Annotated in this window: 19 protein-coding genes; 8 read left to right on the top strand and 11 right to left on the bottom strand. The window is 75.9% G+C overall.

The window, feature by feature from the left end:
- The first annotated feature begins 310 nt into the window (after positions 1 to 310).
- Genes lnt through OF117_RS06930 form a run of 3 tightly spaced genes read left to right on the top strand, consistent with a single transcriptional unit; the run spans position 311 to position 3,450 of the window.
- On the top strand, positions 311 to 2,014 hold the full coding sequence (gene lnt, locus OF117_RS06940; RefSeq protein ID WP_263552086.1) for an apolipoprotein N-acyltransferase: 1,704 nt from the start codon (positions 311 to 313) through the stop codon (positions 2,012 to 2,014).
- Positions 2,011 to 2,817, top strand: coding sequence for a polyprenol monophosphomannose synthase (locus OF117_RS06935; protein ID WP_263552085.1), 807 nt, complete (start codon positions 2,011 to 2,013; stop codon positions 2,815 to 2,817). The genes lnt and OF117_RS06935 overlap by 4 nt, the downstream gene beginning before the upstream one ends.
- A 45-nt stretch (positions 2,818 to 2,862) precedes the next feature.
- A complete protein-coding gene (locus tag OF117_RS06930; protein WP_263552084.1) occupies positions 2,863 to 3,450 on the top strand; it encodes an FxsA family protein in 588 nt (195 codons plus the stop codon).
- 174 nt (positions 3,451 to 3,624) lie between these two features.
- Here the strand turns inward: OF117_RS06930 and OF117_RS06925 are convergent, their stop codons facing one another.
- The 4 genes from OF117_RS06925 to OF117_RS06910 all read right to left on the bottom strand — a co-directional run bounded on the left by OF117_RS06925 (position 3,625) and on the right by OF117_RS06910 (position 7,111).
- Entirely contained in the window at positions 3,625 to 3,969 is a 345-nt protein-coding gene (locus tag OF117_RS06925; RefSeq protein WP_091322337.1) for an RNA polymerase-binding protein RbpA, read from the bottom strand.
- A 190-nt stretch (positions 3,970 to 4,159) separates the two neighbouring features.
- Positions 4,160 to 4,906, bottom strand: coding sequence for a thymidine kinase (locus OF117_RS06920; RefSeq protein WP_263552083.1), 747 nt, complete (start codon positions 4,904 to 4,906; stop codon positions 4,160 to 4,162).
- Entirely contained in the window at positions 4,903 to 6,261 is a 1,359-nt protein-coding gene (locus OF117_RS06915) for an MFS transporter (protein ID WP_263552082.1), read from the bottom strand. Before OF117_RS06915 ends, OF117_RS06920 begins: the two co-directional genes overlap by 4 nt.
- Before the next feature lie 73 nt (positions 6,262 to 6,334).
- The gene (locus OF117_RS06910) at positions 6,335 to 7,111 is read right to left on the bottom strand and encodes a glycerophosphodiester phosphodiesterase (protein ID WP_263552081.1); all 777 of its coding nucleotides are present in this window, start codon (positions 7,109 to 7,111) and stop codon (positions 6,335 to 6,337) included.
- A gap of 112 nt (positions 7,112 to 7,223) precedes the next feature.
- On the opposite strand from OF117_RS06910, the gene OF117_RS06905 reads away from it, so the two are divergent.
- Positions 7,224 to 7,619 (top strand): hypothetical protein, encoded by a 396-nt coding sequence (locus OF117_RS06905; protein ID WP_263552080.1) that lies wholly within the window; start codon positions 7,224 to 7,226, stop codon positions 7,617 to 7,619.
- Between the two features lie 12 nt (positions 7,620 to 7,631).
- Here the strand turns inward: OF117_RS06905 and OF117_RS06900 are convergent, their stop codons facing one another.
- On the bottom strand, positions 7,632 to 7,871 hold the full coding sequence (locus OF117_RS06900; RefSeq protein ID WP_263552079.1) for a hypothetical protein: 240 nt from the start codon (positions 7,869 to 7,871) through the stop codon (positions 7,632 to 7,634).
- 614 nt (positions 7,872 to 8,485) lie between these two features.
- On the opposite strand from OF117_RS06900, the gene OF117_RS06895 reads away from it, so the two are divergent.
- A complete protein-coding gene (locus OF117_RS06895; protein WP_263552078.1) occupies positions 8,486 to 8,848 on the top strand; it encodes a VOC family protein in 363 nt (120 codons plus the stop codon).
- Between the two features lie 145 nt (positions 8,849 to 8,993).
- Positions 8,994 to 9,179 (top strand): hypothetical protein, encoded by a 186-nt coding sequence (locus OF117_RS06890; RefSeq protein ID WP_263552077.1) that lies wholly within the window; start codon positions 8,994 to 8,996, stop codon positions 9,177 to 9,179.
- 39 nt (positions 9,180 to 9,218) lie between these two features.
- Here OF117_RS06890 and OF117_RS06885 read toward each other — a convergent pair whose 3' ends face one another.
- The 3 genes from OF117_RS06885 to OF117_RS06875 form a co-directional block, all read right to left on the bottom strand.
- Positions 9,219 to 10,649, bottom strand: a complete 1,431-nt coding sequence (locus OF117_RS06885; RefSeq protein WP_263552076.1) for a PhoX family protein — start codon at positions 10,647 to 10,649, stop codon at positions 9,219 to 9,221.
- Positions 10,650 to 10,713: 64 nt separating this feature from the next.
- A complete protein-coding gene (locus tag OF117_RS06880; protein WP_263552075.1) occupies positions 10,714 to 11,358 on the bottom strand; it encodes a LysE family translocator in 645 nt (214 codons plus the stop codon).
- 61 nt (positions 11,359 to 11,419) lie between these two features.
- The gene (locus tag OF117_RS06875) at positions 11,420 to 12,004 is read right to left on the bottom strand and encodes a TetR/AcrR family transcriptional regulator (protein WP_263552074.1); all 585 of its coding nucleotides are present in this window, start codon (positions 12,002 to 12,004) and stop codon (positions 11,420 to 11,422) included.
- 109 nt (positions 12,005 to 12,113) lie between these two features.
- On the opposite strand from OF117_RS06875, the gene OF117_RS06870 reads away from it, so the two are divergent.
- Complete coding sequence (locus OF117_RS06870) at positions 12,114 to 13,115, top strand: hypothetical protein (RefSeq protein ID WP_263552073.1); 1,002 nt, start codon at positions 12,114 to 12,116, stop codon at positions 13,113 to 13,115.
- A 24-nt stretch (positions 13,116 to 13,139) separates the two neighbouring features.
- Here OF117_RS06870 and OF117_RS06865 read toward each other — a convergent pair whose 3' ends face one another.
- On the bottom strand, positions 13,140 to 14,063 hold the full coding sequence (locus OF117_RS06865; RefSeq protein WP_263552072.1) for a tryptophan 2,3-dioxygenase: 924 nt from the start codon (positions 14,061 to 14,063) through the stop codon (positions 13,140 to 13,142).
- 186 nt (positions 14,064 to 14,249) lie between these two features.
- Here OF117_RS06865 and OF117_RS06860 point away from each other — a divergent pair, with 186 nt between their 5' ends.
- Positions 14,250 to 14,957, top strand: a complete 708-nt coding sequence (locus OF117_RS06860) for a M50 family metallopeptidase (protein WP_263552071.1) — start codon at positions 14,250 to 14,252, stop codon at positions 14,955 to 14,957.
- Between the two features lie 2 nt (positions 14,958 to 14,959).
- On the opposite strand, the gene OF117_RS06855 is transcribed toward OF117_RS06860, so the two are convergent.
- Together OF117_RS06855 and OF117_RS06850 are read right to left on the bottom strand one after the other, a co-directional pair.
- Entirely contained in the window at positions 14,960 to 17,329 is a 2,370-nt protein-coding gene (locus OF117_RS06855; RefSeq protein ID WP_263552070.1) for a glycoside hydrolase family 65 protein, read from the bottom strand.
- Complete coding sequence (locus OF117_RS06850; protein ID WP_263552069.1) at positions 17,326 to 18,057, bottom strand: HAD family hydrolase; 732 nt, start codon at positions 18,055 to 18,057, stop codon at positions 17,326 to 17,328. The genes OF117_RS06855 and OF117_RS06850 overlap by 4 nt, the downstream gene beginning before the upstream one ends.
- Positions 18,058 to 18,130 lie beyond the last annotated feature (73 nt).

Raw genomic sequence — 18,130 nt, 5'->3', positions numbered from 1 at the left:
TGGCGCGCCGGCGGTCCGGGCGGGTCACCCGGCGGGGACCGCTCTCCGCCGCGCCATCGGACAACGAGCGCGCCGGCCGCCGCCAGCGGCCGGCCGTCCGGCCCCGGGGCGCGCCCGGGGCGCGGGCAGCCGCCGTCGCCGACCGGAGGGACGCCCTCCGCCGTCGCGCGGCCGCTCAGCGGTCCGGCCGAGCGGCGCGGGGTGGGATGCTGGGTCGCAGACCGCGGCACGGGCCGCGGTCGGCGACCCCGTCCGACCGGGACGGGGCGGGGACACCGGCGCGGCCGGGCGGACGGCGGGGAGGCGGCGCGTGCCGGCAGGAGAGCGGGCGCCGGTGCACCCCGGGCGGACGCCGGCCCCCGCACCCGAGGCATCCCGCACGCCGACGACGACGCCCGCACCGACCGGCATCCCGCCCCCGCCGGCGGCCGTTTGGTGGTCCCGCCGGCTCTGGCGCACCGTGGTCGCCGCCCTCGGCGGCCTCGCCCTCTTCCTCGCCTTCCCGGGCTGGTCGCTGGTCCCGCTGGCCGCCCTCGGCCCGGCGGCCCTCGCGGTCGCCGTCCACGGCCGCCGGGCCCGGTCCGGGGCCTGGTCGGGGCTGGTCCTCGGCCTCGCCTTCTTCGTCCCGCTGCTGAGCTGGACCGGCATCTACGTCGGCCCGGTGCCGTGGCTGGCCCTCGCCGTCAGCCAGGCGCTGTACGTCTCGCTGCTGGGTGCAGCCACGGCACTGACCTCCCGGCTGCCCGGGTGGCCGCTGTGGGCCGCGTCGCTGTGGGTGGCGGCCGAGGCGCTGCGCGGCCGCGCGCCGTTCGGCGGGTTCCCGTGGGGCCGCCTGGGGTTCAGCCAGACCGACGGGCCGCTGCTCGCCCTGGCCGCCTACGGCGGCGTGCCGCTGGTCACCTTCGCCGTCGCGCTGACCGGCACGCTGCTGGCCGCCGCCGTCCTGGCGCTCACCCGCGCCCGGCCCGGGGAGGAGGGCCCCGGGACGCCGCGCCCTGCCGTCCCGGTCCGCCCGGTCGCCGTCGCGCTCGCCGGTGCCGCCACCGTGCCGGCGATCGGCGCGCTGGCCTGGCTGCCGCTGCCCGGCGCGTCGCTGACCGCCGGGGGACCGGCCGCCACGGTCGCCGTCGTCCAGGGCGACGTCCCGCGCGCCGGATTGGACTTCAACGCCCAGCGCCGCGCCGTGCTCGACAACCACGTGCAGCGCACGCTCGAGCTCGCCGCGGCGGTCGAGGCCGGGGACCGACCGCAGCCGGACCTGGTCATCTGGCCGGAGAACAGCTCCGACATCGACCCGTACGCCAACTCCGACGCCGCCCGGCAGATCGACCGGGCGGCCGAGGCGGTCGACGCGCCGGTGCTCGTCGGCGCCGTCGTGGAGGGCCCCGGGCGGTTCATCAGCAACACCGCGATCGTGTGGGGCCCCGACACCGGCCCGGGCGACACCTACGTCAAGCGGCACCCGGTGCCCTTCGCCGAGTACATCCCGCACCGCTCGTTCTTCCGCCTGTTCAGCGCGGACGTCGACCGGGTGCGCCGCGACTTCGCCGCCGGCGACGAGGTCGGCCTCCTGCAGGTCGGCGGTGTGCCGCTCGGCGATCTCATCTGCTTCGAGGTGGTGTACGACGGCCTGGTGCACGACGTCGTCGGCGCCGGGGCGGGCCTGCTCGTCGTCCAGACCAACAACGCCACCTTCGGCTTCACCGACGAGAGCGAGCAGCAGCTGGCGCTGAGCCGGCTGCGCGCCGTGGAGCACGGCCGGACCGTCGCCATCGCCGCCACCAGCGGCATCTCGGCGGTCGTGGCCCCGGACGGGTCGGTGGTCCGGCGCACCGAGCTGTTCGAGCCCGCCGTCCTCGTCGAGCGGATCGCCTCCCGCGACTCGACCACCGTCGCGCAGCGGGTCGGCGCGGCCCCGGAGTGGGCGCTGACCGCCCTCGGGCTGGGTGCGGTCGCCGCCGCCGTCGCCCGGACGCGCGGCGGGCGTCCGGCGGGGACGGACGCGTCCAGGTGAGCGATCCGGCCACGCCCGCCGCGCGCGTGCTGGTGATCCTCCCGACCTACAACGAGGCGGAGAGCCTGCCCCGGGTGCTCGACCGGCTGCACGCCAGCCAACCCGATGCGCACGCGCTGGTCGTCGACGACGGCTCACCCGACGGCACGGGCACGCTCGCCGAGCAGCTCGCCGGCCGTGATCCACGCGTGCACGTGCTGCGCCGCACCACCAAGACCGGGCTCGGGCGGGCCTACCTGGCCGGCTTCACCTGGGCCCGGGCGCACGGCTTCGACGTGCTCGTCGAGATGGACGCCGACGGCTCCCACCCGCCCGAGGAGCTCCCGCAGCTGCTCGCCGCGCTCGACGACGCCGACCTCGTGCTCGGATCGCGGTACGTCCCCGGCGGCCGGGTCGCCGACTGGCCGCTGCACCGGCTGCTGCTCTCACGCGCCGGCAACCGGTACACGCGGTGGGCGCTGCGGCTACCGCTCGCCGACGCCACCGGCGGCTACCGGGTGGTCCGCGGGGAGCTGATCGACCGCCTGCCGCTCGACGACGTCGCCAGCCAGGGCTACTGCTTCCAGGTCGACTGGGCCTGGCGCGCCTGGCGCAACGGCGCACGCGTGCGCGAGGTGCCGATCACCTTCACCGAGCGGGAGTTCGGCAGGAGCAAGATGAGCGGCTCGATCGTTGGAGAAGCGTTGGCACGGGTCACCGTGTGGGCCCTGCGTGACCGGCTGGCCGACCGGCTGCCGCGTCTGGTCCGCCGTCCCGTGCCCGGACGGGTCCGCGACGGCGGGCGGTCCGGCGTGGCCCGGTAGGCCCGCCCCCGCCGCCCCGCGCGGCTGCTGAGGACGGAGGACCTCGTGGGACGACGGGTACGCCTGCTCATCGGGCTGCTGGCCCTGGTCGAGGCGGTCGTGTTCGTGCTGGTCGCCGCCTGGATCGGCGTGGGCTGGACGCTGCTCGCCGCCCTGGCGACGACGGCCGTGGGCTGGGCGCTGCTGGCCCGCCAGGGCAGCCGGGCGCTCGCCGAGCTCCGCGAGCGAACACGCTCGGGACTACCGGCGGGTCGGGCTCTCGGCGACACCGGGCTGGTCGCCGCCGGCGGGCTGCTCATGGTGCTGCCGGGCTTCGTCGGCGACCTGGTCGGCCTGCTCTGCCTGCTGCCGGGCACCCGGGGCCTGGTCCGCGGCCTGGTCGGCCGGGCGGTCGCCGCGCGGCTGCCCGACGCGCTGCGCGGTCCGGTGCGCGTGCACAGCGCCCGCGCCGCCGAGGTCCGCGACCACGACCCGGCCGCCGCCGCGGCGGGCCGGGAGACGCCGCGGGTCGTCGAGGGCGAGGTCGCCGAAGGTCAGGTCGTCGAGGGTCAGGTCGTCGAGGGTCAGGTCGTCGAAGGTCAGGTCGTCGAAGGTCAGGTCGTCGACGCGCCGCACCACCGTCCGTCGTCCTGAGCCGCATGATCCTGAGCCGCATCGTCCTGAGCCGCATCGTCCTGAGCGCGTCGGCACGGGCCGGGAGGTCGGCCCGGGACAGGGCGGGCCGCGGGCCGGCGTTCCGGGCCGAGCACGACGAAGGGCCCCGGTGGAGAGATCTCCACCGGGGCCCTTCGTGCGTCCTCGCGCGGGTCAGCTGGCCCGGGTGCGCCGCCCGCGGAGCACCTCGAGGCGCTCGGCCAGGACCTCCTCGAGGTCCTCGACCGACCGGCGCTCGAGCAGCATGTCCCAGTGCGTCCGCGGCGGCTTGACCTTCTTCGGCGCGGGCTCCGCGCCACCGACCAGCTTGGCGGCCGACCCGTCGAACTTGCACTCCCAGGTGTCGGGCAGCTCGGCGTCGTCGGCGAAGGGGACCGTGAACAGGTGCCCGGAGGGGCAGCGGTACTCGGCGTACTGCCGCTCGATGGGCGCGGTGTTCCGCTCGGTCTCGTAGCTCACGCTACCCAGTCGGCTGCCGCGCAGGGAACGCTCGCCCATGGCACACCGTCCTCTCGTGCATCGCGTGTCGGTCGTGTCTCGGCGTCCGGCAGGGCATACCCACGCCGCACGGGAGTCAGAGGAACCAACGACAGAGTTCGCGGGAAGATTCCGCAGAATTGGTTGCTCATCATCGCATGGGGTGGCATCCGGCGCGCGGGCGCCCCTCCGCGGGGTGACCCCGCACGGGTCAGGGAAGGGACAGCTGACCCGGCCCCGCCGCGGTGGGGCCGAGCTGGCCGCGGACGTGGTGCCGGCGGCAGAGCACCTGGTACCGCACGGCGGGGGAGTCCACGGCGCCCGCCGGACCGGTGGGCGCGGTGTCGGCGACCACGACCGTGGCCCCCTCGCGGACCATCGTGCCGTCGACGACGCGCGCGTTGAGCAGGCCGGGCAGGCCGCACCAGCACAGCACCTCCACCTGGATCCGCTGCACGTCGTCGGCCAGCTCGAGCAGCCGCCCGGTGCCGGGGAACAGCCGGGCGCGGAAGTCGGTGGTCAGGCCGAAGGCGTACACGTCGACGTGCGACTCGTCGACCAGCTCGGCGAGCTGGTCGACCTGCCCCGGCTGCAGGAACTGGGCCTCGTCGACGATCAGGTAGTCGACGCGGTGCCCGGCGGCCCACCGGTCGCGGACCAGCAGCCGCAGGTCGGTGGCCGCGTCGATGTCGACCGCGTCGCGGCACAGCCCCACCCGGGAGCTGATCCGCGGAGCCGCCGACCGGTCGCCCTGGGTCAGCAGCAGCCCGTGCCGGCCCTGCCGGCTCTGGTTGTGGTCGACCTGCAGCGCCAGCGTCGACTTCCCGCAGTCCATCGGCCCGTGGAAGAAGCGCAGGTGCGCCGGCGCCGGATGGCGCCGCCGGTCCCCGGACGCCGGCACCCAGGCCGGCGCCGGGACACCGGCCGCCGCCGACCGCGGGGTGGTCGGTCCGGTCACAGCCGCTCCGGCGGGACGTTGCCCGCGGCGACGACGGCCCGCCGCAGGTCCAGGCGGGCCAGCAGCAGACCGCCGGCGACGAAGAAGAAGATCAGGCTGAAGATCGCGTACCGGTACGACCCGGTGAGCTGGTAGGTGACGGCGAACAGGAACGGCCCGAGCCAGCTCGTGCCGCGGTCGCTGATCTCGTAGAAGCCGAAGTACTCCGCCTCCTTGCCCGGCGGGATCAGCTGGCTGAACAGCGACCGGGACAGCGCCTGCGTGCCGCCGAGCACGAACCCGATCACGACGGCCAGCGCGTAGAACTGCGCCGCGGCGCCGGCCGGCAGGAAGTACGCGGCGGCCAGCACGCCCGTCCAGACCACCAGCGCGCCCAGGACCGTGCGCTTGGCCCCCACCCGGGCGGCGATGCGGCCCAGCGCCAGGGCGCCGAAGAACGCCACCACCTGGACCAGCAGGATCGCCGAGACCAGCGTCGTCTGCGCCAGCTCCAGCTGCTCGGCGCCGTACTGCGCCGAGACGCCGATGACGGTCTGCACACCGTCGTTGAACAGCAGGTACGCGCCGAGGAACCACAGCGTGAGCGGATAGCGGCGCAGGTCGCGCAGGGTGGCCCCCAGCTGGCGGAAGCTGCCCGCCACGGCGCCCGCCGGGCCGGCCACGACCTCCCGCGGCCGCCGGTTGCGCAGCAGCGCGACGCTCACCGCGGTGAAGCCGGCCCACCAGGCGCCCGCCGAGGCCAGGCAGATCCGCACCGCCTCGCCCTCGGTGAGGCCCAGGGCGTCGTAGCGGGTGAACAGCACCAGGTTGGCCGCGAGCAGCAGCGCGCCGCCCAGGTAGCCGACCGCCCAGCCCCGGCTGGACACGGCGTCCCGCTCGTCGGGGCCGGCCAGGTCGGGCAGCCAGCTGTGGTAGACGACGGTGGCGGCCCCGAAGCTGAGGTTGGCCACGACGAACAGCGACGCGCCCAGCTGGTAGCGGCCGTCGGCGACGAAGAACAGCCCCGTCGTGCACAGCGAGCCGAGCCCGGCCAGCCCGGCCAGCAGCTGCCGCTTGTGCCCGGTGTGGTCGGCCAGCGCGCCGGTGAGGGGGAGGACGAGCACCTGCAGGGCGACCGACAGCGACAGCACGTACCCGAAGAAGCTGCCCGGCGGGATGCTGATGCCCAGCGGGTGGATGCGGCCGTCGGCGTCCGCCGCCGCCTCGGCGACCGAGGTGAGGTACGGGGCGAGGAAGACGGTCACCACCGAGGTGTTGAAGACCGACATCGCCCAGTCGTAGGAGTACCAGCCGAGCCGCTCGCGCCGCAGCGCCCGGTCGGCCGGGAGCGCGCTGGTCGGGGGTGCGGCGCTCACGGCCGCACTGTGGCAGCCGGGATGGTGCCGGTCCAGCACCGCCCGGGGACGCGGCGCGGCCGCCCCGTACGGCTCACCGCGGCGTCCACTGACCGCGCTGCTCCAGCAGGTCGCGCAGCATCGACGGTCGATCGGTCATGACGCCGTCGACACCGAGGTCGAGCATCGCCGTGCAGTCGGCCTCCGAGTCGACCGTCCAGACGTGCACCTGCAGGCCGCGGGCGTGCGCCGCCGCGATGAAGCGTTCGTCGACCAGCGGCCGGCCGCCCAGCTGCAACGGCACCTGCGCGCACCCGGCCTGCAGGCGGACCAGCCCGGCCGCCCGGGGCGAGTAGGACGACAGGCGCAGCGCGGCGACGCCGCGCGGCCCCAGGGCGGTGCAGACCCTCGGGCCGAACACCCGCCGGGCCGCGGAAACCCGCGCGTCGGAGAACGAGGCGAGGCAGATGCGGTCGGCGACTCCCGACCGCCGCACGAGGTGCACCAGCGGCGCGAGCACGCCGGCGGCTTTGATGTCGAGGTTGAACCGCACGTCCGGCCAGGCGCCGAGCAGCTCCTCGAGCCGGACGACGGGTTCGCGTCCGCCGATCCGGGCGCGGGCGACCTCCGCCCACGGCAGCTGGTCGAGCCGGCCGTGCCGGTCGGTCACCCGCTCCAGCGTCGAGTCGTGGAAGGCGACGAGCACACCGTCGGCCGTCACGCGGACGTCGGTCTCGATGTACCGGTAGCGCAGCTTCACACAGGCCTCGAAGGCCGGCATGGTGTTCTCCAGGTGCTCGACCGCACCGCCCCGGTGGGCCATCGCCAGCGGCGTGGGCCCCTCCAGGTAGGCGAAGCGCGCGACCGGCACGGACCGACACGCTAGCGACCCTCCGGGACCCGCCGCCGCGCGCTCCGGCGGGGGTGGACGCTCGGGCGTGTCCGCGGTCGGCCGTCGGTACCGGCGGCTACCGTGCGCAGTCGTGGCACAGCAGGAGGGTTCGGTCGCCGAGTTGGCGCCGTCCGGGCAGCGGGGGAGCGACCAGCAGCGCCGGTGCGGCTGGTGCCACCGCGTGCTGCCGCAGCAGGGCTCGGTGGGCCGCCCCCGGCTGTACTGCGGTCAGGCGTGCCGGCAGCGCGCCTACGAGCAGCGGTCGGCGGCGACCAAGGCCGGGTTGCCCGACGACGTCGTCCTGGTCAGCCGCGGTGAGCTCGACAGCCTCCAGGACCGGCTCTACCAGCTGCGCTGCGCCCTCGAGGACGTGCAGACCCTGCTCACCGAGAAGCCGACCAAGGCCGAGCTCGAGCGGTCGCTGGCCGATCTGGTGCGCTGCACCGGCCGGCTCGACCGGCTGTGGGTCAACGGCCGCTCCGGCTGACCCCGGTCGCCGTCAGTCCGGGTCCTGGGTGTCGCCGTCCTGGTCCTGACCCGGCTCCGGGTTCGTGTTGTCGGGCAGGTCGCCCTGCGACTCGTCGCCGGGGTTCGCTCCGCCGGTGTTGCCCGACTCGTCGGTGGTGCCGTCGGACCGGTCCTGACCGGCCGGGTCACCGCACGCGGTCAACGTCGCGCCGCCACCCCCGAGCAGCGCCAGCGCGGTGAACAGGGCGGCGAGCGGACGTCGGATGTGCATGTCCCGACCCTACGAAGCCCTCGGGTGCACCGCCTGTCGAGCACTCCCGCGCCCGCCGGTTTCGTCAGCGTGACGCAATGCGGCGGTGTCGGAGGGATGCAGGGGAGCCGTCGTCCGGGTGCCGTCGTCGGGGTGCCGGCTCCGCCCGGGGCGGGTCCGTGCCGAAGTCGGCTCGGCCGGCCGCCGACGAGGGGTCGCCGGCCGGCCGACGTCCCACCGGACGATCAGCGGGCCGGCCGGCGGACTGGCGAGCTCGCCGAGCCGACCGGCGGGGCGCCGGGCCGGGCCCGCGCCGGCCACGACGGCGGGCCTTCCCAGCGCGACCCGGCCGGCTCGCGGTCTCGGCCACGACGCAGGACGGCGCGGACGCGTCGCGGCCTCGGGCCGCGACGACGAGCCGAGCAGCGTCGGACCCGGGCCGGCCGCGCGGCCGACGGTCCGGTCCGGCACCTCTGCCGCTCGCCCGCCTCCGCCGATAATGCACATTATGTCAACTGGAGTCAGAGCCCGCCGCCCTGGCCCCTGTACCGGACCGGCGGCTCCGCGGTGAGATGTCCCCACCGGCGCAGCCCCCCGCGGCTACCGCCGCGATCCGCAGTCCGCCAGGAGGCCGCGTGCCCGCCACCGTCCGACCGATCATCGTCACGCCGGACATCGACCGGCTCCGCGACTTCTACACCGGGCTGTTGAGCGCCTCGATGGTGTTCCGGTATCCCGAGGACGGGCCGCTCGCCTACATCGGCCTCCAGCTAGGCGACTCCGAGCTGGGCCTGTCGGCCAGCGCCGACGTCGTCGCCGGCGGGCCGAGCCGCATGCTGCTGAGCATCGAGGTGCCGGACGTCGACGCGCTGCTGCCCCGGGTCGCCGAACTCGGCGGCCGGGCCGAGAGCGGCGCCAACGACATGCCGTGGGGCCAGCGGGTCGCCCACGTGCGAGATCCGGACGGCAACGTCGTCAACCTGACGCAGACGCTGTGACGCCCGTGCGTCGGTCACGGTGACCGCGTTCCGTCACGGTGACGCAAGGCCACCGGGGCTGCGGGCGGTCCGGACCGGCCAGGTGTCCACCGCCCCGCCGGGGGTACCCGCCCCGGCGACCACGACCCGACGGACCGGAGGACGCATGAGCGAGCAGCACCCGGAGCCCGGCGGCACGCCCGAGCCGGGGTCGAGCAGCCTGACCCGCACCCCGACCACGACCGAGCAGAGCCGCGCCGGGGAGGTCGATCCGCCGGTGGCCACGCCGGGCGCCCACGACGCCGACGACGCGGAGCGCGCCCGCGGTCGCGCGGTCAAGCCGGGCGGCTAGACCCGGCCGCGGGCACGCCCCGACGAGGCGCCGGGCCGGTCAGGCGAGGTCGGCCCAGGGACCGTCGATCGCGAAGACGATCCCCGGGCCCTGCACGTTGGCGAACAGCGTCCGCCCGTCCGGGGAGAACGTCGGGCCGCAGAACTCGGCGTTCCCCTCGGTGAGCTCGTTGCGCGCCAACGGGAACACCTCGCCCTCCGGGGTGGCGCCCATCAGGTGGCAGGCCCCCTCGCCGTCCTCGGCGATGATCACCCCGCCGTACGGGGAGACGGTGATGTTGTCGGGCCCGTCCACGCTGGTGTCCGCGTTGCTGGCGACGGCGAACATCAGCTCCAGGGTGAGGGATCCGGCGCTCGGGTCCAGCCGCCAGACCTGGCCGTCGTGCGCGGTGCCGTCGCCATCGCGGGCGTAGGACGAGACCACGTAGGCACCGTCGTCGCCCCACCACATGCCCTCGAGCTTGTGGGCCCGCGTGATCTCGCCGCGGCGGAACTGGCGGCGGACGGGACGGTCCCGCGCGTCCCGGTCGGGCACCTCCCGCCACTCGACGTGCAGCATCGTGCCGACCTCGGTGACCGAGGCCAGGTCGGCGACGTGCGACCCGTCCACGGCCGTGGCGTGCAGCGCCTCCAGCGTGCCGGCGTCGTCGGCCAGCCGCCGGAGGCTTCCCCGGCCCAGCGGCAGCGCGTCGTCCGGCGGCGTCCAGCGGTAGAGCGAGCCGTTCGGATCGCCGGCGTCCTCGGTCATGTACAGGCGGAAGTCACCGGGGTCGACGACCACGGCCTCGTGCCGGAACCGGCCCAGCGCGCGGATGGGCCGCGGGTTCCGGTTGGCCGCGTCGTCCAGGGGATCGACCTCGAACACGTAGCCGTGCCGCTCCTCCAGCACGTCCTCGGTCTCCTCGCAGGACAGCCAGGTGTCCCACGGGGTCCGCCCGCCCGCGCAGTTCGTGCTCGTCCCGGCGAGGCTGACGTGGTGGGACTCCACCCGACCCCGGGCGTCGAGCACCAGCGTCGTGGTGCCTCCCTTGGCCTTCCGGTCGTACACGAACCCGTCGCGGTGCGGCACCGCGTGCGGCTCGTCGCCGCTGATCTCGTGGTTGCAGACGAGCACCGTACCGCCGCCGGGCCGGGCGAACGCCGCCGCGCCGTCCGGATCGGAGGGCGACCATTCCCCCGAGTCCAGCCGGGTGCGGCCGGCCTCGGCGAGGACGCGGTAGCGGAACCCGGTGGGCAGCGCCAGCCGGCCCCGGGAGTCGGCGACCAGCGCTCCGTACCCGGCGCGGGGCGGAGCGGTGTCCGCCCCGCCGTCACCCCCGCCCCCGCCGCTGCCGAACACCGAGGGCGAGCACCCGGTCAGCGCGATGCCGACGCCGGCCGCGCCGCCGAGGAAGGTCCGGCGCGACAGCCCCCCGTGCTCCGACGCGTGCGCGCCGTCCCGTCCGCCATCCGGCACTCGACCGCCGTCCATGCTCACTCCTCGCCCCCGCTCCGTGCGGCCCCAGCCTAGGGAACGACAGCGACGAGCCGGTGGCTCAGCGTCCGGACGCCGCCACCCGCAGGCCGAGCGCGACGAGGACGGTCCCGCTCACCGCCTCCACCCGGCGCCGGACCCGTGGACGGCGGAACCAGAGCCCGGCCCGGGCGACACCGGCCGCCAGGGCCAGGTACAGCGCGGTCTCCAGCGCGATCTGCAGCAGGCCGAGCAGCGCCGTCGTCGCGAACACCGGCCCGTCGGCGGGCACGAACTGCGGGTAGAAGGCGACCATGAACACCGCCGCCTTCGGGTTGGCCAGCTGGACCACCAGCCCCTCGCCGAACGCGCGCCACCAGCGGCCGCGCGACGGCGCCGGCGGCGGCTCCTCCCCCGCCGCCCCGGTGGTGCCGCGCTGCCGCCACGCGGCCCGCCAGGCCCTGATCCCCAGGTACAGCAGCACCGCCGCCCCGGCGGCCCGCAGCACCAGGTAGGCCACCTCGGACGCGGCGACCAGCGCGGCGAAGCCGAGCCCGGCGAACAGCGCCCAGACGTACAGGCCGAGCTCGAGGCCGAGCACCGTCGGCACGGCGCCGCGCCATCCGCGCAGCGCCGCGCGGCGGACGATCAGCGCCATCGCCGGCCCGGGCGAGGCCGAGATCAGCAGCACCGCCAGCACGAAGGCGGGCAGCGACACGACGTCCACGGGGGGATGCTGGCAGCCGCCGCCCGGCGGCGTCGACCGACTTCCGACGTCGGCGGCGCGGTCAGCGCAGCAGGTCGGCCACGGCCGCCCGGTAGCTGGCCGCGTCGACGTCGCCCATCAGCAGCCGCTGCAGCGCGTACCCGAGCACGACCGACAGCAGCGCCGCCGCCCCGGCGGCCACGTCGAAGGACGACGGGAGGTGCCCGGCCTCGACCTCGCGGCGCAGCACCGCGGCGAAGTAGGTGCGGACACGGCCGTAGACCCGCTGCGCGACCGCGGCGACCGCGGGATTGCGCAGGCCCTCCCCCCACGCCTGGACGGCGAGACGCGTGATGTCCACCGGTCCGCTCTCGGCCACCTCGGTGACCAGCTCGACCGCCACCCCCACCGCCTCCGCGGCGGACAGCTCCCGCCGCGAGGCGAGCACCTCGTCCAGGTGCACGGCCCGCTGCTCCAGCACCCGGTCGACGATCGCCTCGATCAGCTCGTCCTTGCTGGCGAAGTACCGGTACACGGCGCCGGCCGACAGGCCGGACGCCGCGATCACCTCGGCCATGCCGGTCGCCTGGAAGCCCTCCGCGGCGAATGCGGCCTGCGCGGCGTCGAGGATCTGGGTCCGCCGGGCCTGGCGGTGGTCATCGGTCACCCTGGGCACTCCCCCAGTAAAGCGAACGATCGTTCTTGACGCATCCCGTCACACGGACCATCCTCGGATCGCACAAGAACGACCGTTCGTTTTCACCGGAGGTGACGTCATGTCGTCCGACCCCCGCTCCCCCGCGCGCACCGCCGCGGCCCTCACCGCCGCGCTGGTCGCGGTGCTCGCCGTCCTGCTGACCGCCTTCGCCTGGCCGGCCGTGCGCTCGCAACCGCGCGACCTCCCGGTCGCCCTCGCCGCTCCCCCGGCGGTGGCCGACCGGATCGAGACGGGCATCTCCGCCGGCCGGTCCGGGGCGTTCGAGGTCGTGCGGGTCGCCGACGAGGCGGCGGCCCGCGCCGCCGTCGCCGACCGCGAGGTCTCCGGCGCCGTCGTCGTGGGCCCGGACGGCGCGGCCGTGCTCACCGCCTCGGCCGGCGGGGCCGCCGTCGCCCAGACGCTGCAGCAGCTCGCCACCGGGCTGTCGGCCGGCCTGGGCAGCGAGGTGGCGGTGGAGGACGTGGTGCCGGCACCGACGGACGACCCGCGCGGCGCCGGTCTCGCCGCCGGCGTCCTGCCGCTCGTGCTGGGCGGCGTGCTCACCGCCGCGCTGCTGTCGCGCGCGCTGCCCCGCACCGGCCAGCGGGCCGTCACCGCGCTCGCCGTGGCGGCCGGGGCGGGGCTCGCGCTCGTCGGTCTGCTGCAGGGCTGGCTGGGCGCGCTCGACGGGAGCTGGACGGCCAACGGCGCGGTGCTCGCCCTCGGCCTGGCGGCGACGGCGTGGACGCTGCTGGGGCTGCACGCGGTCGCGGGCGACAGCGGCCTGGGGCTGGGCGCGGCGACGATGGTGCTGCTGGGCAACCCGCTGTCCGGCGCCGCGAGCGCACCGGAGTTCCTGCCCGCAGGCTGGGCCGGTCTCGGCCAGCTGCTGCCGCCCGGTGCCACGGTCAGCGCGCTCCGGTCGGTCGCCTTCTTCGACGGCGCCGGCGCGGCCGGACCGCTGTGGGTGCTGACCGGATGGGCGGCACTGGGCCTGCTGCTCTGCGCGGCCGGCGTGGTGCGGGAGCGACGGCGTCCGCTGCCGACCGCGCCGCGTCCGGCCGGTTCCGTGGCCGCCTGACCGGCCCGGCCCGGACGGCGCCCCTCAGACCGCCGTCCGGGCCGACCAGAGCTCGGGGAACACCGCGCGGGCCAGGCTGCGCTCGAGCCACGCCACGCCCGACGACCCGCCGGTGCCCGCCTTGGCGCCCATGCTGCGGCGGACGGCGGTCAGATGCCGGAACCGCCACTCGCCGAAGGCGGCCGACAGGTCGGTGAGCACCCCGGCGAGCTCGAGCAGCGGGTCCCCCGGGGCGCGGCCGAGCACCTCGACCCAGGCGGCCTCGACCGCCGGGTGCGGCCGGTGCTCCTCGCCGGGGTCGCGGTCGAGCACCGCGGCGGGGACGGCGACACCCGCGCGTGCGAGCACGGCGATCGCGTCGTCGTACAGCGAGGGGGCCGCCGACGCCCGCAGCAGCGACTCGTGCACCGCCGGGTTCCCGCGGTACATGTCGACCAGCGACCGCTGCCTGCTGCCGAGCAGGATCTCCAGCCGCCGGTAACCCCACGACTGGAAGCCGCTGGCCACGCCGAGCGCGTCGCGGAAGCGGTTGAAGGCGGCGGGTTCCAGCCAGTCGACCGTCGACCAGGCGGCGACCAGGCCCTCGAACTCGCGGACCGAGCGGCGCAGCACCGCCACCGCGTCCCACACCTCGTCGGCCCGCAGGTGCCGCTGGGCCAGTTCCCACTCGTGCCGCAGCAGGCCGAAGTACAGCTCCATGATCTGCGACGCGACGAGGAAGGCCCGCTCCTCGGGCACGTCGGTGACCGGCTGCTGCAGGCCGTGCAGCACGTCGGGGCGCACGTACCGGTCGTAGGGCGTCGCGAAGCCGCCGCCCCCGTCGACGTCCACCGCGGGGACGCCGCCGGTCGCCCGGGCGCGGGCGCGGCGGTCCGCCTCCCCCGCCGCGGCCTCCGGCACACCGCCGTCCTGGTCCGCCGGGCCCCGCCCGCGCTCCACTCCGCCCACCCGACACGGCCTCCTCCCCGCCGAGTCTCGCCGCCGGCGCCGGTCGGCACCAGATCTGTCACCGGCGGTCACCGGGTCGGGTGCCCGCCCCGCAACCCCGGGCACCGGTGCGCCTGGTCGCCCAGCGGCGCCGCTGTGCGGTTGACTCGCCCGGTCCGCACCCCGCCCCGGCCGAGGAGGTCCGCCGTGGAGCCCATCGGCCGGTTCTGGGCGGCGGTCACGACCCCGACCGCCGACCTGCCGCCGTCGGTGCTGCTGGGCGCGGCGGCGGTCGCGGCGGTCGTCGTCCTCTCCCCGACGCTGTGGCGCACCGCCCGGCACGCGGTGACCATCGCGCACGAGGGCGCGCACGGGCTGGCCGCGGTCGCCACGGGCCGGCGGCTGGCCGGCATCCGGCTGCACTCGGACACCTCGGGGCTGACCGTCTCGGCGGGCCGCCCCTCGGGCCCGGGCATGGTGCTGACCTGCGCCGCCGGCTACGTCGGGCCCGCTCTGTTCGGTCTCGGCGCGGCGGCGCTGCTCGCGGCCGGGTACGCCGTCGGGCTGCTGTGGGCGCTCCTGGCGCTGCTGGCCCTGCTGCTGGTGCAGATCCGCAACTGGTACGGCTTGTGGTCGGTGCTGCTCACCGGCGGTCTGGTGTTCGCGGCGACCTGGTGGCTGCCGCCCGAGGGGCAGGCCGCGGCGGCCGCGGCGGCGACCTGGTTCCTGCTGCTCGCCGCGCCCCGGACGGTCCTGGAGCTGCAGACGGCGCGCCGCCGGCGCCGCACGCCGGACTCCGACGCCGACCAGCTGGCCCGCCTCACCCGGGTGCCGGCGGTGCTGTGGGTGGGCGCCTTCCTCGCCGTCGACGTCGGCGCGCTGCTGCTCGGCGGCTCGTGGCTGCTCGCGGCCTGAGCTCAGTCACGGGCGGCGCGGCTGCGCCGGCGCGGCGCGCAGCCCGCGGGCTGGCTGACCGGCTCGACCACCGGGGGCGGTGGGATGTCGAGGATGACGTCGTCGTGGTCGACGATCACCTGCCGGCCGTGGTGGCGGATGTCGAGCGGATCGCCCTCCGACAGCCGGTAGGTGGCCTTCTCCTGGCCCACCGTCACCGTCAGGATGCGGCCCCGGTACAGCATGCGGAACCGCAGCCGGCTGATCCGCTGCGGCAGCCGGGGGGCGAAGCTGAGCTCGCCGTCGTGGTCGCGCATGCCGCCGAAGCCGGCGACGGCCACGGTCCAGCCACCGGCCAGGGAGGCGATGTGCAATCCGTGCCCGGAGTTGTGGTGCAGGTTCTGCAGGTCGGTCAGGGCCGCCTCGCCCCAGTAGTCGTAGGCCAGCTCCAGGTGCCCGGTCTCGGCGGCGACCACCGCCTGCTGCGTGGCCGACAGTGACGAGTCGCGCGTCGTCCGGGCCTCGTAGTAGGCGAAGTTGCGGATCTTCTCGTCGAGGGTGAAGGCGTCACCCCGCAGGTGCAGGGCCATCACCAGGTCGGCCTGCTTGACCACCTGCTTGCGGTAGATGTCGAAGTACGGGTAGTGCAGCAGCAGCGGATAGGACTCCGGCGGTGTGCCCGCGAAGTCCCACTCCTCGTGGTGGGTGAACGCGTCGGACTGCATGTGCACGCCGCGCTGCGTGTCGTAGGGCACCGCCATCAGCGCCGCCGCCCGCCGCCACTCCGCGACCTCCTCCTGCGTGACGTCGAGCCGGGCGGCCACCTCCGGCTGGCGGTCCACCGCCGCGGCCGCCTCGCGGAGGTTCCGCTGCGCCATGAGGTTCGTGTACACGTTGTTGTCGACGACCGCGGTGTACTCGTCCGGCCCGGTCACCCCGTCGATGCGGAACCCGTGCTCCACGTCGAAGTGGCCCAGCGACGCCCACAGCCGGGCGGTCTCGACGAGCAGCTCGGCGCCGAAGTCGCGGTCGAAGGGCTCGTCCAGCGTGGCGTTGTAGTACCGGACGACGGCGTCCGCGATGTCGGCGTTGATGTGGAAGGCGGCCGTCCCCGCCGGCCAGTAGCCCGAGGTCTCCTCGCCGCGGATCGTGCGCCACGGGAAGGCCGCGCCGCGGAGGCCCAGCACCCCCGCCCGCTCCCGGGCCTTCTCCAGCGTCGAGTGGCGCCAGCGCAGCGCGTCGCGGGCGGCGCTGGGGGCGGTGTAGGTCAGCACCGGCAGCACGTAGGTCTCGGTGTCCCAGAAGGTGTGCCCGTCGTAGCCCGGGCCGGTCAGCCCCTTGGCCGGGATCGCCTGCCGCTCACCGCGCAGCCCGGCCTGCAGGACGTGGAACATGCCGACGCGGACCGCCTGCTGGAGCTCGTCGTCGCCGTCGATCTCCACGTCGGCCTCGTCCCAGTGCTGGGCGAGCAGCTCCCGCTGCTCGCGCACCAGCCGCTCCCAGCCGGCCAGCTTGGCGGTGGCCAGCGCTCCCTCGACCTGGTCGCGCACGGCAGCCGACGACCGCCGCGACGACCAGCCGTAGGCCAGGAACTTGACGATGCGCAGCGACTCGCCCGGGGGGAGACGGGCGGCCAGGGTGTAGCGGGCCAGGTCGTTGCTCGCCTCGATGTCCTCGGTGCCGGTGTCGGGCAGCTCGACGACGTGCTCCATGCCCGCCGCGACCCGCAGCCGGCTACGCCGGGTGCGGTGCACCAGCACGGCCTTGCGCCCGCGCGCGACCGCCAGCTCCGACACCAGCGGCGCGGCCAGGGCCGCCGCCGCGCGCGGATCGCTGCTCTGGATGGTGGTGTGGTCCTCGTTGGCCAGCAGGTCCGACTGCAGCGCGACGTAGAGGTCGCCCAGCTCGTCGGTGACCTCGACCAGGTACTCGATGGCCGCGATCGACCGCCGGGTGAGCGAGACCAGCCGGGTGCTGGTGACCCGCACGGTGCGCCCGCCCGGGGAGCGCCACTCGGTCGACCGGCGCAGCACGCCCGCGCGCAGGTCGAGGGTGCGCCGGTGCTCGATGATCTCCCCGTAGTTGAGGTCGAGCGGCGAGTCGCGCACCAGCAGGCGGATCAGCTTCCCGTCGGTGACGTTGACGACCGTCTGACCCGACTCCGGGAAACCGTAGCCGGCCTCGGCGTGCGGCAGCGGCCGCTCCTCGTAGAACCCGTTGAGGTAGGTGCCCGGGACGACGACCGGCTCGCCCTCGTCGAAGGAGCCGCGCATGCCGATGTGGCCGTTGGCCAGCGCGAAGACCGACTCGTGCGTGCCCAGGGACGCGTGGTCGAGGCCGATCTCGGTCAGCGCCCACGGCTCGATGGGGAAGGTTGCCCGGCCCTCGGTCATGCCGCCCGGTCCAACAGCTCGGCGAGGTCGGTGACGACGACGTCCGCGCCGCGGGCCCGCAGCGCCTCGGCCTGCCCGGCCCGGTCCACCCCGACGACGTAGCCGAAGCCGCCTGCGCGGCCGGCCGCCACGCCGGAGAGCGCGTCCTCGAACACCACCGCCGCCTCCGGCGGGACGCCCAGCGCCTCCGCGCCGGCGAGGAACGTGTCGGGTTCCGGCTTGCCGCGCAGACCGCGGGCCTTGGCCACCACCCCGTCGATCCTCGCCTGGACGAGGCCGGCGAAGCCCCCGGCGGCGATGACCTGCTCGCCGTTGGCCGAGGCGGTGACCACGGCGGTGGCCAGCCCGGCGTCCCGGCACGCACGCAGGTACCGGACCGACCCGGGGAACACCTCCACGCCGTGCTCGGCGAGCTCCACCTGGATCAGCTCGTTCTTGCGGGTGGCGATGGCGCGGACCGTCGCCGCGTCGGGCGGGTCGTCCGGGGCGCCTTCCGGCAGCACGATGCCGCGGCTGGCCAGGAAGTCGCGCACGCCGTCCTCCCGCGGCTTGCCGTCGACGTGCAGGTGGTAGTCGGCGAGGGTGAACTCCGGCGCCTGCGGATCGCGGCTGCGGAGGAACTCGTCGAAGGTGCGCTTCCAGGCGGCCTGGTGGACGGTCGCCGTCCGGGTCAGGACGCCGTCGAGGTCGAACAGGCAGGCACGGATCTGGTCCGGGAGTCCGAGCACGGTCCCACGCTAGTGGCGCGGGCCGCCGCGACCTACGCCATGCCCGCGGGGCTCGTCCCGGTGGGTGATCGGC

Origin of the sequence: Geodermatophilus sp. YIM 151500, assembly GCF_025716945.1 — a bacterium.
Lineage (GTDB): Bacteria > Actinomycetota > Actinomycetes > Mycobacteriales > Geodermatophilaceae > YIM-151500.
The sequence above is the reverse complement of the archived record's forward strand: the minus strand, read 5'-3'. Positions and strand labels throughout refer to the sequence as shown.

What these genes read in the sequence shown, in the direction of transcription:
- OF117_RS06925 (WP_091322337.1), bottom strand. Translation starts at nt 3,969, where the DNA reads ATGGGCGAGCGTTCCCTGCGCGGCAGCCGACTGGGTAGCGTGAGCTAC.
- OF117_RS06900 (WP_263552079.1), bottom strand. Translation starts at nt 7,871, where the DNA reads ATGCACATCCGACGTCCGCTCGCCGCCCTGTTCACCGCGCTGGCGCTG.
- OF117_RS06890 (WP_263552077.1), top strand. Translation starts at nt 8,994, where the DNA reads ATGAGCGAGCAGCACCCGGAGCCCGGCGGCACGCCCGAGCCGGGGTCG.
- OF117_RS06885 (WP_263552076.1), bottom strand. Translation starts at nt 10,649, where the DNA reads ATGGACGGCGGTCGAGTGCCGGATGGCGGACGGGACGGCGCGCACGCG.
- OF117_RS06870 (WP_263552073.1), top strand. Translation starts at nt 12,114, where the DNA reads ATGTCGTCCGACCCCCGCTCCCCCGCGCGCACCGCCGCGGCCCTCACC.
- OF117_RS06855 (WP_263552070.1), bottom strand. Translation starts at nt 17,329, where the DNA reads ATGACCGAGGGCCGGGCAACCTTCCCCATCGAGCCGTGGGCGCTGACC.